The 14,498-nt window shown below is 68.7% G+C and carries 12 protein-coding genes; 6 read left to right on the top strand and 6 right to left on the bottom strand.

What is annotated here, in order from left to right:
* Nucleotides 1–64: 64 nt before the first annotated feature.
* Nucleotides 65–1,159: an ABC transporter substrate-binding protein gene (locus tag ACZ7L5_RS32610; RefSeq protein ID WP_471521283.1), complete on the bottom strand. Its 1,095-nt coding sequence runs from the start codon at nt 1,157–1,159 to the stop codon at nt 65–67.
* 575 nt (nt 1,160–1,734) lie between these two features.
* Nucleotides 1,735–2,766 carry a LacI family DNA-binding transcriptional regulator gene (locus ACZ7L5_RS32605; RefSeq protein WP_471521281.1) on the bottom strand — a complete coding sequence of 344 codons (1,032 nt, stop codon included), beginning with the start codon at nt 2,764–2,766 and terminating at the stop codon, nt 1,735–1,737.
* A 186-nt stretch (nt 2,767–2,952) separates the two neighbouring features.
* Between ACZ7L5_RS32605 and ACZ7L5_RS32600 the strand changes: the two genes are divergently transcribed.
* Complete coding sequence (locus ACZ7L5_RS32600) at nt 2,953–3,291, top strand: undecaprenyl diphosphate synthase family protein (RefSeq protein WP_471521534.1); 339 nt, start codon at nt 2,953–2,955, stop codon at nt 3,289–3,291.
* On the opposite strand, the gene ACZ7L5_RS32595 is transcribed toward ACZ7L5_RS32600, so the two are convergent.
* Both ACZ7L5_RS32595 and ACZ7L5_RS32590 read right to left on the bottom strand, forming a co-directional pair.
* On the bottom strand, nt 3,207–3,848 hold the full coding sequence (locus ACZ7L5_RS32595; RefSeq protein WP_471521279.1) for a nucleotidyltransferase domain-containing protein: 642 nt from the start codon (nt 3,846–3,848) through the stop codon (nt 3,207–3,209). The two genes, ACZ7L5_RS32600 and ACZ7L5_RS32595, sit on opposite strands and share 85 nt — an antisense overlap.
* Before the next feature lie 95 nt (nt 3,849–3,943).
* The gene (locus ACZ7L5_RS32590; RefSeq protein WP_471521277.1) at nt 3,944–4,663 is read right to left on the bottom strand and encodes a hypothetical protein; all 720 of its coding nucleotides are present in this window, start codon (nt 4,661–4,663) and stop codon (nt 3,944–3,946) included.
* A 393-nt stretch (nt 4,664–5,056) separates the two neighbouring features.
* Here ACZ7L5_RS32590 and ACZ7L5_RS32585 point away from each other — a divergent pair, with 393 nt between their 5' ends.
* From ACZ7L5_RS32585 to ACZ7L5_RS32565, 5 genes are all read left to right on the top strand, one after another.
* Nucleotides 5,057–7,918, top strand: a complete 2,862-nt coding sequence (locus ACZ7L5_RS32585; protein ID WP_471521275.1) for a carbohydrate-binding protein — start codon at nt 5,057–5,059, stop codon at nt 7,916–7,918.
* 14 nt (nt 7,919–7,932) lie between these two features.
* Nucleotides 7,933–10,065, top strand: a complete 2,133-nt coding sequence (locus ACZ7L5_RS32580) for a glycoside hydrolase family 99 protein (protein ID WP_471521532.1) — start codon at nt 7,933–7,935, stop codon at nt 10,063–10,065.
* A gap of 178 nt (nt 10,066–10,243) precedes the next feature.
* Nucleotides 10,244–10,807: an IclR family transcriptional regulator domain-containing protein gene (locus tag ACZ7L5_RS32575; protein WP_471521273.1), complete on the top strand. Its 564-nt coding sequence runs from the start codon at nt 10,244–10,246 to the stop codon at nt 10,805–10,807.
* 328 nt (nt 10,808–11,135) lie between these two features.
* A complete protein-coding gene (locus ACZ7L5_RS32570) occupies nt 11,136–12,419 on the top strand; it encodes a S1 RNA-binding domain-containing protein (RefSeq protein ID WP_471521271.1) in 1,284 nt (427 codons plus the stop codon).
* A gap of 52 nt (nt 12,420–12,471) precedes the next feature.
* The gene (locus tag ACZ7L5_RS32565; RefSeq protein ID WP_471521269.1) at nt 12,472–12,855 is read left to right on the top strand and encodes a VOC family protein; all 384 of its coding nucleotides are present in this window, start codon (nt 12,472–12,474) and stop codon (nt 12,853–12,855) included.
* A gap of 232 nt (nt 12,856–13,087) precedes the next feature.
* Here the strand turns inward: ACZ7L5_RS32565 and ACZ7L5_RS32560 are convergent, their stop codons facing one another.
* Nucleotides 13,088–13,831, bottom strand: coding sequence for a class I SAM-dependent methyltransferase (locus tag ACZ7L5_RS32560; RefSeq protein ID WP_471521267.1), 744 nt, complete (start codon nt 13,829–13,831; stop codon nt 13,088–13,090).
* Nucleotides 13,832–14,014: 183 nt separating this feature from the next.
* Nucleotides 14,015–14,416 carry a hypothetical protein gene (locus tag ACZ7L5_RS32555; protein WP_471521265.1) on the bottom strand — a complete coding sequence of 134 codons (402 nt, stop codon included), beginning with the start codon at nt 14,414–14,416 and terminating at the stop codon, nt 14,015–14,017.
* Nucleotides 14,417–14,498: the final 82 nt, after the last annotated feature.

Here is a 14,498-nt window from a genome sequence, read left to right as displayed (position 1 = left end):
GGAGTGGTGCGGAACGTGGTGAAGGGAAGGCGAGGGGGGCACGGTTGCCCGTGCCCCCCGGTGGTCAGTACGCCTTGCTGATCTCCGTCTTCGCGTTGTCCGCGTCGTAGGCGCTGTCCTGGATGATGACGTCCTGCGGGACTTTCTCGCCCTTGGTGAAGGTGTCCAGGGTCTGGAACGCCAGCGGGCCGAACCGGGGGTTGGACTCGATGACGCCGCTGATCCAGCCGTCCACGATGCCCTGGACGGCGTTGCGGGTGCCGTCGACCGTCACGATCTTGACGTCGCCCGCCTTCTTGCCGGCGCCCTTCAGCGCGGCCACCGCGCCGAGCCCCATCTCGTCGTTCTCGGCATAGACGCCCTTGATTCCGGGCTTCGACTGGATGAGCTGCTCGGTGACCTGCTGGCCCTTTTCACGGGCGAAGTCACCGGTCTGCTCGAACACGACCTTCAAGTCCGGTGCCTTCTCGGCGATCCGCTCCTTGAAGCCCTTGGTGCGCTCGGTGGTGACGTTGTTCCCGGCCGAGCCGAGGAGGATGGCGACCTCGCCCTTGCCGCCGGTCGCCTCGATCATCCGGTCGGCGGCGCGGCGGCCTTGCTCGACGAAGTCGGAGGCTATGAAGGAGACATAGTCCTTGCAGGCGGTGGCGTTGATCTTGCGGTCGATCGTGACGATCGGGACCTTCTTGGCGGCCGCGGCCTGAAGGACCGGATCCCAGCCGTCGGAGTTGAGCGGGGCGATCACCAGTAGGTCGGCGCCCTTGGCGAGCAGGTCCTGGACGTCGCTGATCTGCTTGGAGAACTGCGACTGGGCGTTGGCGGTGAGCAACTTGACGCCCCGCTTCCTCGCCTCGTCCTTGATGGACTGGGTCTCGGCGATGCGGAACGGGTTGGCCTCCTTCTCCGACTGGGAGAAGCCCACGGTCGCGTTCTTCAGATCCAGCTTCTCAGCGCCGTAAGTGTCGATGGCGCAGGTCTTACTGCCCGGCTTCGGCGTGACGACCTTCTGTTCGGCCCCGGCTGCCGCCGGGGACTTGGTGTCCTTCGACGCGTCGTCCTCCGACTTCGCACAAGCGCCGGCGGTCAGGGCGACCGCGGCGGCCAAGGCCACGGCCCCGGGGCGGGCGAGGAGACGAGGGCGGTGAGTGGTGCGCTGCATGGTGACCCCGATCCGGGCGACGCTGAAAGGGAACTGGGGAGCTGACGCATGAGCAGAAACGGTGCATCTCCCCCGGCGGGCAACGTTGTCGAGCCCGCTGCAAGGAGGTTTTTACATCGTTGGAAGGATGCTGTAAACCCCCTGTGCGCACACCTGTGCGCTTCGCGAGGAGGCGGGGGTACGGGGGAAGCGCTTGCTCGATGGCCGGCTCTCGCGGCGGGCATCAACTCCCGTACGGCTTTGGGGCCCAGGGCGGCCAGGGTCTTTGCCGCTGCGGGGAGGGATGTGACGCCCTCGGGGCTTGGCCGCCGCGCGCCGAAGGGGCGCGAGCATCGGAACGCTGGGGCGGGCCTTGGCATATCGGGGAGGACCGTCGACCTCGGTGGGCGCTGTGCAGTGCCCTGCGGTGTGCTGGGCCCGGCGGCGGAGGCTGGGGCGGGGGCGAAGGGCGAAGACGGGGCGTCCGAACTCGCCTGACGCGGCACTCAAACCCGCCTGACGGCGGCACGCCGATTGACCTCGCCGTGTCGGATGAGCAACTGACGTGTTTCACGGCCTAGTTGACTACGGGCGGGTCAGGCTTGAGGCCCGTCCTTCGCCGCCCCGCGTCCGACGGTGCTCTCCCGCTCGACCAGGCGGTAGTCCGCCCAGACACGGCGGGGTTCGGGAGCCTCACCGCCCAGGCGGGCGAGCACCGACTCCACGGCAAGTCGGCCGATTGCCTCCTTGTCCGGCGAAACGGAGGTGAGCGTCACCGCGCCGAAACGCCCTTCGACTACATCGTCGAAGCCTACGACCGCGATGTCCTCGGGGACGCGCAGTCCGCGCTCGTGCAGCACGCGCATCGCGCCGATGGCCATGGGGTCGTTGTAGGCGAAGATCGCGTCGGGCCGCCGGCCGGAGTCGAGGATGCGGGTCATGGCCGCCGCGCCGTCCGCATGTCCCCAGCCGTCGGTGGCGGCGACAAGTCCGTCGTCGGCGGGCAGTCCGGCTGCGGTGAGTTCCTCTCGCCAGCCGCGTACGCGCAGTTGTGCGGGCTCGCTGCGGCCGCGTCGGTCGCCGATGAACGCCACCTCCCGGCGTCCGAGGCCGACCAGGTGCCGGACGGCGGCGCGGGCCGCGGCGACGTTGTCGATGGCGATGTGGTCGTACGGCAGGTCGTAGTCACGCTCGCCGAGCAGCACCAGAGGGACGTTCTCCGCTCGGTCGCGCAGATCTTCGGTCTCCAACTCGATGGGGCTGAGGATGAGTCCGTCGATGACGCGTGCGCGGAAGCCCTGGCTGACCAGGAGTTCCTGTTCGCGGCGTCCCCCGGTGTGGTCCAGGAGCACGATGTAGTCGTGGGCGGCTGCGGCATCGATGACGGCGGCGGCGAGTTCGGCGAAGTAGGGGTTACCGAGTTCGGGCAGGGCGAGGGCGATCATGCCCGTGCGGCCCTTGCGCAGGTGCCGGGCGGCCAGATTGGGCCGGTAGCCGAGCGCGTCGATGGACCGCTGGACCCGTTCGCGCATGGCGGGGGTGACGTGCTGGTAGTTGTTCACCACGTTCGAGACGGTCTTGATGGAGACCCCCGCGTGGGCGGCGACGTCCTTGAGGCTGACCCGCACGGCATTCCCTTTCGAAGCGGCCCGACTCGGGTGGTCGGTGCGGGGACGGTGTGGTCACCGTGAGCCTGGCGCCGAGTCCCAGTGCTTGACTTTTACAACGTTATACATGTGCTCTCTTCGCACTGACAAGGAGTTGGACGAGCGCCCTGCGTATGCACCGTACCTGCGCGTTCGGGAGGCCGAACCCTGCCTGGAGGTACTTGCCGTGAGCGACGGGGCGCACGGGCGCTCCGGAAGCGATGTGGTGGTTGCTGCTCGCGGCCTGTCGAGGCGCCGGCACCCCGCGCACTCTCTGCGTGCCCTCCTACGGCACCATGCAGGCGGCGCACGTCCAATTTCCTGCCCTGGCACACCACCTACGCCGAGCTGCACTTCACATCGGCCCTTTGGCCCGTCACGTCCACCTGGGAGGCGGTGCGTTGCCCAGGCCAGGACCTGCGTCACCGTCCTGCCAGTTTCTCCAGCCAGGGAGGTCCGGGGTGCACGCGCGTCAGCCAGCCGGTGAGAACGTCGCGCCGCGTCTGACTCAGCTGCGGAAGGGCCCCGTCGAAGTCCGCCTGATCCTTGTGTCGTGCCGTCTTCGCCTTGAACAACAGCACCAACTCCGGCACCAGATAAGGGGTGCCGTCTGCAGTCCGCTCGATGATCGCGTCGTAAGGCAGCCGCAAGCTCTCGTCCCGACGGCAGATCCATGTTCCGCCGTCGTGCGGTTCGCGGAAGACGTCGAACAGGAACCGACCGCTCACCGGATCCCGCAGCCAGGTCTGGTGCGTGGCCGCGAGCACCTCAGCGTCCGCACTCGCCCAGACCCGTCCCGAGCCCACCGCGTCAAACACGTACTCGGGGATGCGCTGCCGAATCTCCGTGCACCCCGCCGAGGGCACCGCGATCTCCAGATCACCGTGCGGCCGAGACTGCCGTCCGCGGAACAAGTCCAGCGCCCATCCTGCCGCGACGCACCAGGGCGCACCGACCCCAGCCAACCGCTCCGCGACCTGTTCCGGCCGCCAGGCATCCTGCCACCGAGCGTCGAGTTCGTCCGCACCAAGGACGGCGCCGCCCGGCGGCACAGAGTCGGTCATCGGTACAACGTACTGCGTGAACTGGAAGTTCAGGGAAAGGCAGCGGGCCGCCGACCAGTTCAGCGCAGGCCCCCGCCTCCAGCCCCCAGGCTCGGCTAGACCAACACACCCAGCTCCTCGTGCCCGACCCCCGGCGCGCTGAGCGCGAGCCACCCGTGCCCGCGTACCCGGGTCCCGGTACCGATCTCCGCAGGGTCGACGGAGAGCGCGCCGCAGGCCTCCGCGGCTCCTGCGGTCCCCTCGACGTTGGGCACGTCCCCGTCGAGATCCTGGCCGTCGGTGCCTGGTTCCTCCCAGGGCAGGGGCGCGCCGATCCACTCCGGGGCGCTCTCGGCCGCGTACCGCCGACGGATCCGGCCCTGCTCGGCAACCACCCAAACGTCCGACCCTCCGGCGCCGTCCATGAAGAACATCTGGGCCAGGCCGCAGCGCGCGCTGAGGCGTTCCACGGTCCCCATCCAGTCGTCCCAGTCCACCCCCACGACGCTGTCGAGATTCCCGAACACGAGCCGCCACCCGTCCAGTTCGGGGGTGATGGATACGGGCGTCGCCCCCCGCCTGTGCCGCATGTCCTCCACGTCGGCGCCCTCCGCCAAGGTGCAGGGGAAGCGGTCATGCAGCCCCAACACCTCGAAGACACCCTCGTATGCGTCTGCGGGCACCGCGTACCACCAGCCCCGGGGATGCACCGGTGCTGCCTCCTCACCCGCACCGGCGAGGTCGGCCCGCCGCTCGAGGATCCGCTTGTCGCGAGCGTCGAGACAGTCCATGAGTCCGGTGTCGAGGAGGGCGCGGAGGCGGTTGCCGTGGGTCATGGGACGAGCCTAGACGAGCAGTTCGGAGGCGCTCCGAACGGTCGCAGAACTGATGCGCCACCCTCCAGGCCATCGCCACGCGCTCCCCCCTGGCCACCACCCTCGGGCACGTCGGCACCAGACAGGCCGACCCTCTGACGCCGTAGCCCATAGCGGGCGGCGAGTCAGTTCCACCCAGCATTTTGACAGGGCCTTGACATATTCGACCGAGGCCACCAGCATGCAAAATGCCATCAGATGGTCGCAATTCCCTTTGCTTGAAGCGCAATTCACGTACGGCGCTCCCACGCGGTGGTCCGACAGGTCCGTCGTCGTGCCCCGCACCTCACCCGGCAAGCGCGGCCGGCGCGCGCCTTGCCTGACATCTGTCACCGTCAGAAAGGACAACCCCCCATGTTTTCGCGCCCTCGCGCGGGGCTGAGAACGCTCACCGCGCTCGCGCTCATGCTGGCCGGCGTCGCCACGGCGGCTCCCCCGGCCACCACCGCCTCCGCCGCCCCGGCGGATCTTCCGCCCGGCGATTACCAGCAGGTCCAACTCGCCACCGGCGCGGCCGAGATGGGCGAACCCATGTCCCTGGCCGTACTGCCCGACCGGTCGGTCCTGCACACCGCCCGTGACGGCACGATCCGCCTCACGGACGCCGCGGGCAACACGAAGCAGGTCGGGAAACTCGACGTCTACACGCACGACGAGGAAGGCCTGCAAGGGATCGCCGCAGATCCCGCCTTCGCCGCCAACCGGTATGTGTACGTCTACTACTCCCCCAAGCTCAACACACCGGCAGGCGACGCCCCCACGACCGGTACGGCCGCCGACTTCGAGCCCTGGAAGGGCCACCTCAACCTGTCGCGGTTCAGGCTGGGCACCGACGGCACTCTGGACATGGCCAGTGAGAAGGTCGTCCTGGAGGTGCCCAACGACCGCGGCCAGTGCTGCCACGTCGGCGGCGACATCGACTTCGACGCGGCCGGGAACCTCTATCTGACGACCGGCGACGACACCAACCCGTTCGACTCGTCCGGGTACGCGCCGATCGACGAACGCACCAACCGCAACCCCCAGTTCGACGCCCAGCGCAGCTCCGGCAACTCCAACGACCTGCGGGGCAAGGTGCTGAGGATCAAGCCGACCGTGGCCGGCGGGTTCACCATCCCCTCGGGCAACCTCTTCGCACCGGGCACCGCCGGCACGAGACCCGAGATCTACGCCATGGGCTTCCGCAATCCGTTCCGGATGTCCGTCGACCGGCCCACCGGCACGGTCTATCTCGGTGACTACGGCCCCGACGCAGGCGGCACCGACCCCAACCGGGGACCGGGCGGGCAGGTCGAGTTCAACCGCATCACCTCGCCCGGCAATTACGGCTGGCCCTACTGCACCGGCACGAACACCACGAGTGAGACGTACAACGAGTACACCTTCCCGAGCGGTCCCTCCGGCGCCAAGTACAACTGCGCGGGCGGGCCCGCCAACAACTCCTTCCGCAACACCGGGCAGACCCAGCTGCCCCCGGCCAGGCCGAGCTGGATCAAGTACGGGCTGGACGGCTCGCCACCCGAGTTCGGTGGCGGCTCGGAGTCCCCGATGGGCGGCGAGGTCTACCGCTACGACGCCAATTCGGCCTCCCAGGTGAAGTTCCCGCAGTCCCTCGACGGCCGCTACTTCGCCGCCGAGTACGGCCGCCAGTGGATCAAGGCCATCGAGGTCAAGAGCGACGGCTCCTACGGCACGATCGAGGACGTCCCCTGGAACGGCACCCAGGTGATGGACACCGACTTCGGGCCCGACGGCGCGCTGTACGTCCTGGACTACGGCACCGGCAGCAACAACTCGGCCCTGTACCGCATCGAGTACATCGCCGGCAGCAACCGCAACCCGCTGGCCCGGGCCTCCGCCGACCGCACCTCCGGCGCCCTGCCGCTGACCGTGCGGTTCTCCTCCCAGGGCAGCTCCGACCCCGAGGGCGGGACGCTGACCTACTCCTGGAACTTCGGCGACGGCACCACCTCCACGCAGGCCAACCCCAGCCACATGTACACCGGCGCGGGCACCTATCGGCCGACCCTCACGGTCCGTGACCCGGAGGGCCTGACCGGCACCGCCAGCCTGGTGGTGACCGCCGGCAACACGGCGCCGACGGTGACCCTCCAACAGCCCCTGGACGGGCAGCCGTTCGCCTTCGGCGACACCGTGCCGTTCAGGGTGCAGGTCAGCGACCCCGAGGATGGCAACGTCGACTGCTCCAAGGTGAAGGTCACCTATCTCCTCGGCCATGACAGCCACACCCACGCGATCACCTCCACGAACGGCTGCGAGGGCAACCTCACCGTGCCCGCCGACGGTGAACACGACAGCGCCGCCAATCTGTACGGTGTCTTCGACGCCGAGTACACCGACGCCGGCGGCCTGGCCACGCACTCCGTGCGCACCCTGCAACCGCGTCATCGGCAGGGCGAGCACTTCGGCGCCCAGTCCGGCATCCAGATCGCCGATCACGCCACGGCGGAGGGCGGCAGGACGGTCGGGTTCACCGATGACGGCGACTGGATCTCGTTCAAGCCGTATGTCCTCGCGGGCGCCACGAAGTTCACCGCCCGGGTGGCATCCGGCGGCGCGGGCGGCACCCTCCAGGTACGCGCGGGTTCCGCCTCCGGCGCCCTCCTCGGCACCGCGACCGTGCCGGTGACCGGTGGCTGGGACACCTTCACCGACGTGACCGCAAACCTCTCCGGCGCGCCCGCCGGCACCACCGCGCTGTTCCTGGTGTTCCGGGGGCCGACCGGGCAGGGCAATCTGTTCGACGTCGACGCCTTCACGCTCGGCTCCGGCTCCACCACGACCACGCCGTGGGAGGCGGAGTCGTACAGCTCCGCCTCGGGCGTACAGTCCGCGGCGCATGGCTCGGCGAGCGGGGGTCTGACGCTCGGCTACATCGAGAACGGCGACTGGGCGGGATACGCCTCCGTCTCCACCGCCGGCGCGGCCTCCGTCTCCGCCCGGGTCTCCTCGGCCGGTGCGGGTGGCACCCTGCAGTTCCGCTCCGGTTCGCAGACCGGGCCCCTGCTGGGCTCCGTGACCGTGCCTGTGACCGGCAGCTGGGACACCTTCACCACCGTGAGCACCGCACTCAACGGCGCTGGATCGGGCCCGCTGTTCCTCACCTTCACCGGAGGCTCCGGGTCCCTGTTCGACGTCGATACCTTCACGCTCACCTCCTCCGCCTCCGCCTCCGCCGCGCGAACGGGGCGATGACCATGAGCATCCTGATGCGACGACTGCGCCACGGCACCGCTGCACTGGCCCTGGGCCTGCTCGGCGCCCTGCTCACCCCGGCCGGTACCGCACACGCGGCGGCCTTCGAGGTCCTGGTGTTCTCGAAGACGGCCGGATTCCGGCACGACGCGATCCCGGCCGGCATCGACGCCCTGCGCACGCTCGGCGGTCAGAACGACTTCACCGTCACGGCCACCGAGGACGCCGGGGCCTTCACCGTGTCGAATCTCGCGAGCTACGAGGCCGTGGTGTTCCTCAACACCACCGGCGACGTCCTCAACTCCGCACAGCAGAACGCCTTGCAGTCGTACGTCGACTCCGGCGGCGGTTATGTCGGCGTGCACGCCGCGGCCGACACCGAGTACGACTGGCCCTACTACGGACAGCTCGTCGGCGCCTGGTTCCAGAGCCACCCGGCGATCCAGCAGGCCACGATCCGCAACGCGGACCGGACCCACCCGGCCACCTCCCACCTGGGGGCGACCTGGACCCGCACCGATGAGTGGTACAACTACCGCACCAACACCCGCCCCGACGTGCGCGTCCTGCAGACACTGGACGAAAGCACCTACAGCGGCGGCTCGATGGGCGCCGACCACCCCATCACCTGGTGCCACAGCCAGGGCACGGGCCGATCCTTCTACACCGGGCTCGGCCACACCATCGAGTCCTACGCCGACCCCGCCTTCCGTGCCCTGCTGTTGGGCGGGGTCCGGTACGCAGCCGGGCAGGCGACGGCCAACTGCTCGGCTCCGGCCGGCAACGGACAGATCGAGGCCGAGTCGTACAGCGTCGGCTCCGGTGTCCAGGTGGCCGCGCACGCCCCGGCCAGCGGCGGACAGACGCTCGGCTACATCGAGAACGGGGACTGGGCGGGCTACTCCAATGTCACCACCGCGGGGGCGAAGACCTTCACGGCCAAGGTGTCCTCCGCGGGCGCGGGCGGCACCATCGAGATCCGGTCCGGCTCGGCCGGCGGCACTCTGCTCGGTTCGGTGACGGTGCCGGTCACCGGAGGCTGGGAAACCTTCACGACCGTCACCACGACCCTGACCGGCACCGCGTCAAGCCCGCTCTTCCTGCGCTTCACCGGAGGCGGCGGGGCCCTGTTCGACATCGACACCTTCAGCCTCGGCGCCGAACCCACCGCCGGGACCCTGTCCGACGACGTGCACCTCTTCTACTACCCCTGGTACGGGAGCCCGGCGGTGAACGGCGGCTGGCGGCACTGGCAGCAGGGCGGACACATCCCACCCGAAGACATCGGCGCCGACCTCTACCCGGCACTCGGCCCGTACGACTCCGGTGACTTCGACGGCGCAGTCGACCAGCACATGAAGTGGGTCGCCCGGTCGGGCGCCGGCGTGATCGTCTACAGCTGGTGGGGCCGGAACAGCTACGAGGACCGGCTCGCGCGCGGTGTCCTCGACGCGGCGCAGGAGCAGGGCATCCGGGTGGCCTGGCATCTGGAGCCGTACTCGGGCCGCACCGGGGCGTCGACGGCCGCCGATATCGAGTACATCAACCGCACCTACGGCAGCCACCCCGCATTCCACCGCTCGGCGGACCACGGAGGCAAGGGCGCGTTCTACGTCTTCCAGAGCCTCGACATCCCCGACTGGACGGCACTCGACCAGGTCACCGACACGAGCATCGTCCTCGCCCAGACCACGGACACCACCAAGATCGCGCACTTCTCCGGCATGTACACCTACGACGGCATCGCGGGCGCCACGGCCCCCGGTTGGAAGCAGGCCGGCGACTACGCCCGCACCCACGGCCTGATCTGGGCCCCGTCCGTCGCGCCGGGCTACATCGACGACCGGGCGGTGCCGGGCAACGCGACGCCCACCGTGGAGCGCGCCGACGGCGCGGCGTACGACCGGCAGTGGTCCAACGCCCTGGATCCGGCGATCGGCGGGTCACCGACCTGGGTGTCGGTCACCTCGTTCAACGAGTGGCACGAAGGAAGTTCCATCGAGCCGGCCGACTCCACCCCGCCGGCCGGCCACGGCTACCTGACGTACAACGGGGCGTACGGCCAGACGGGAGAGGCGGCCCAGACGGCGTACCTGGACCGCACCGCGTACTGGGTCGGCCGCTTCCAGGGGCCGACCGCCGACTGAAGCCGCACAGGCAAGATGCCCGGTCGCAGCCATCCGCTCGACCGGGCATTCGGTGCGTCCGCTCGTCTGCGTCCCGAACCGGTTGACAGGCCTCCGAGTCAACCGCACCGGTTACGTGGTCGCCGAAGACCGTCGATACCGGCTCACCCCTCGAGTCCTGGAGCTGGGTTTCCCACCGATGTCCCGCACCTCGCTCGCCCAGCTCAGCGAGCCCCACATCGGCGCCCTGGCAGCCCGGGTGCAGGATTCCGCCTCCATGGCGGTGCTGGAGGGCAGCGACATCCGGTACACCGCCCGCGTCCCCGCATACCGGGTCATGAGTGTCAACATCACGGTGGGCACCCGGTTTCCCTCCTACGCCACCTCCATGGGGCGCGTGCTTCTGGCCGGGCTGCCGCCTGCCGAGCGCCGGGATGTCCTGGATCGCGTCGGCCCGTTGGAACGACTGACGGGCCGTACGATCACCGATCGCGGACGGCTGGAGGAGCTGCTGGACCAGGTGGCTGAGCAGGGTTACGCGCTGAACGAAGGCGAACTGGACGAAGGACTGCGCTCGATCGCCGTACCCGTGCACGACCGCGACCGGAGGGTGGTGGCGGCCGTCAACGTGGCGATGCACACCAGCCGCCGCACCCCGGAAGAGTGCACCACCGACCTCCTCCCCCACCTCCGTGCCACGGCGGCCCGCATCGAGACTGAGTACGCGACGGCGACGCGCTTCGTGAAGATCCCAGTGATCTGATCACCGTCGCGGGGGATGCCGCACGACGCGCTGCTGCAATCGGGCCCGGCTGTACCCAAGCTGCTCGACCTGGCGGGGTGGCGGAGCGCCGCTGGATGATGGAGCGGTGCAGCTCCCCTACGTCTACCGTGTGACCAAGTTCGACCCCGCCGACCGTGACGAACACGGGCATTACGTCGGCGCCGAGGACACCGCCAGCGATCACGGCGAGGTTGAGGCGGCCTATCTACAGGCGGTCGCGGCCTTCGCCAGTTCCACCGGCGTCGACCACCTGGCCGTGCGTGAACCGCAGGTGCCCTCCCTCACGCACTTCGGCCTGGTGCCCCCGGTGGACGGCTTCGGACTGGACGGACTCATCCCCGGGGGCCCGACCGGTTTTCACGACGGAGCTCAGGTATCGCTCGAAGTCGCCTTGGAGCTGGTGCGTGTCATGCTGCGCGACACAGGCGCCTGGTGCCGGCTGGAGGTGGAAGGCGCGTTCGCGGTCCACGTGGGATGGGACCAGTACCTCTACATCAGCAGCGTCCAACCCTGCGAGCAGGCATTGGCACGAACACGCGCGTTGGGGCTGTTCCCGGAACGCTTGGACTCCTCTCCCTACGAGATGGACACCGGTGGCGAAGGGATCCAGCGGCCTGGTGACGACGATTTCTGGGCGTGTCTGCGCTGGGCAGTCGCCGCATGCCGTGCCGGGCTGCTGGAAGAGACATACCTTGAGGGCGCCTCAAGGTGGCACCGTCTGACGCGGGACACTGTCGACACGGTGCGCGCCGGGCTCGCTCCCCGCGCCCGTTTGGCCGTGTGGCCAGACCTGTCCTCCGATGTCGACGCGGTCCTGGGCGCCCTCCCGGCCGAGGGTCTCGTCGAAGGTGTCTGGCAGGACAGTGATGGCCGGATCCACAGCGCCCTCGCTGACGAGGATGCCTTCCCGGAGTTGGCCGCTCGGATATCCGGCGCCGTCGCGGCAGCGCTCCTGCCCGTGTACGCCGATGAGTGTGCGCCCCTGTTCACCGCCGTCATGCCTGACAGCGACGGAGTGGTCCGAGCACGATGGCGGACCGAGCCGACGCCGAGCGACCGGAACTGGGCCTTCCTCAAGACCCTTCACCGTGGCGAGATCGTCACCGGCACAGTCGCTCATATCGCGAGCTTCGGCGTCACCTTCGTGGACATCGGCGGGTTCATTGCGATCATCAATCTCCCGGAACTGTCGTGGCGCCACATCGACCATCCCTCCGACATCCTCACCGTTGGTCAGGAAATCAGCGCCGAGATTCTCGATGTCGACCCCGTCAGCGAACGCGTATCGCTCTCCCTCAAGGCTCTGCAGGAAGATCCGATGGCGCTGCTGATCGGACAGATCGGCCAGACGATCACCGGTCGTGTCACCAGACTCGTTCCCTTCGGAGTATTCGTACGCATCGAAGAGGCGGAGGACGGCTTCGAGGGACTGGTGCGCAACTCCGAACTCACCGACGGTAACCCGGACACGTCGCGACTCGACATCCGGGCCGGTGACACCCTCCGGGTAAAGGTCCTGGACATCGACACTGTCAGCCGCCAGATCAGGCTCTCCCACAGGCAAGCAGAAGCAGGCAGCACGGAACCCTGATGGGACGACCCACAGGTGGCGTTCGGCGTGGAGATCAGGAAGGCTCGCGCGCATGGTCTCGATATTGCAGAACGTGGCGATCGACTGTGCGGATGCCTACGAGCTGGCTCGGTTCTGGAGCGGTGTGACGGGACGTCCGCTGCATCCGGAGGACAGACCCGGTGACCGGGAGACTCAGGTGCTGCTGGCGGAGGGCCCGGTGCTGTACTTCAACCAGGTGCCCGAAGCCAAGACGATCAAGAACCGGCTCCATCTGTGTCTGCGCCCTGAGACGTCGCGCGACGAGGAGGTGGGCCGGCTGCTGGACCTCGGTGCCACCTTTGTCGCCGATCACCGGAATCCCGATGGTTCGGGATGGGCAATCCTTGCTGATCCCGAAGGCAACGAATTCTGCGTGCTGCGCAGCGAGTCCGACCGGGCGACCATGAATTCCTGACCCTCACGCGCCGCCCTGGTCGGTTCGTGCAGCAGCTTGTCACAGCCACTCGGGCCTTGTCATCGGTGCGAAAGACCGGTCCGTGGGGCGGCCGGGGCTGAGCCAGGCCAGCCGGTTGGGCGGCGCCGGACTGCCGGTGTCTCCAGTCGCGGCGCCGCCCTCGCAGACGACACGGCCGTCGTTCAATCCCTTTCGGGACAACGCTGGCCTGGCCAGTCAGCCGATCAGCCTGTCAGGCGCGACAGCGCAGCATCTCCAGCGGCGGGTAGGCGAGAAGGTCAGCCCAGAAATCCTCGCCGAACTCACGGATGCCGGCTTCGGCCACCTGCAGTGGAACCCACTCCACCGCACTGAATCCGGCCGCCTGCAGACAGTGCTCGTAGACCTCGCGGCGCGGTGCCGTGGCCACGATGCTGACGGGCCGCGGGTCGAGGAGAGCCGTGACCCGCACCCCCGGACCCGTCTCCATCTCCTCGCCGGTCGGCTCACAGCGGAACCCGTACTTCTCCAGCGAGGGACAGTCGAACCGGTAGTCGGGCTTCTGCGCGAACACGAAGAACTCTCCAGCCGGTACCAGGCTCCGGTGGATGTTGCGACACATCCGCTCCATCGCCGCGATGTCCTCGGCGTAATTGAGGCACTGCACTCCCACCGCGATGTCGAAGCGCCGGTCGAAAGTACCCAGTTCAGCCACGTCACCGACCTCGTAGCGCACACCCAGCGGGTCACGCTGCTCGAAGTCCCGCGCGGCGGCGATCATCTCGACGGAGATGTCGACACCGAGCACATCCGTGGCGCCGCGCCGCTTGAACTCCCTGCTGTAGAAACCGGTGCCGCACGCAAGGTCAAGAATCGACCTGCCGCTCACTTCCCCGACCAATCCCAGAAAGCTCGGTACTTCCCCATAGCGCGTCAACGGCAGGGACTTGAACCCCTCGAATGCCTCGCCGATCTGGTCGTACTGCTGCACACTCACGGCTGCGCTCCCCTGTTGGTCGTCCTGTACACGGCCGCGCCGGCCCGCCCGATCCACGGGCTTGCCGGTCGCGGTCGTGACAGACAGTCTCGTGCGCGGCTGCTCGGCCGCCGTACAGACCGATGACACAAAGAAGCCAGCCCGTGACCGGCCAAACACCGGACACTCCTCCAGCAGACAGGCTCAGTACCGCGTGGGGAACAGTTGGAGGTTGGCCTTGCTGCCGGAGACCGACTTGACCCAGATCTTCAGGTTGTTGAACTTGACGGTGCCGCCCGGGCTGGTGCTGCCGCTGAGGCTTCCGCCGGCGGCCGACATCTTCACGGATCGGGAGCTGATGCTCGTGATCTTCAGGCTCCCGAACCCGAACTTGCGGCTGTCGACCTTGATGGTCCTGGGCGCAGACACGGTCGTCTTGCACCGCCCGTCGTAGCAGGGCCCGTTGGCAGCGGACGCCGTCGGCGTCATGAGTCCGAACCCGAGTGTGGCCGCTATGGTCAGTGTCACGGCCGTCGTCGTGGCCCGGCGGCGCCCAGCGGCCGTAGTGACCAGGTTGGCGGCTGCCAGTCGGCGGATACGGTTCACGTCATCGCCCTTCGATCGGTGGAAACGGGGCGGGAATTCCTGCCGCCGCCGGAGCCCACACGCCCCGGCGGGCTCGGGTCCG

The organism is Streptomyces sp. NPDC107528 (genome assembly GCF_055639295.1).
The sequence above is the reverse complement of the archived record's forward strand: the minus strand, read 5'-3'. Positions and strand labels throughout refer to the sequence as shown.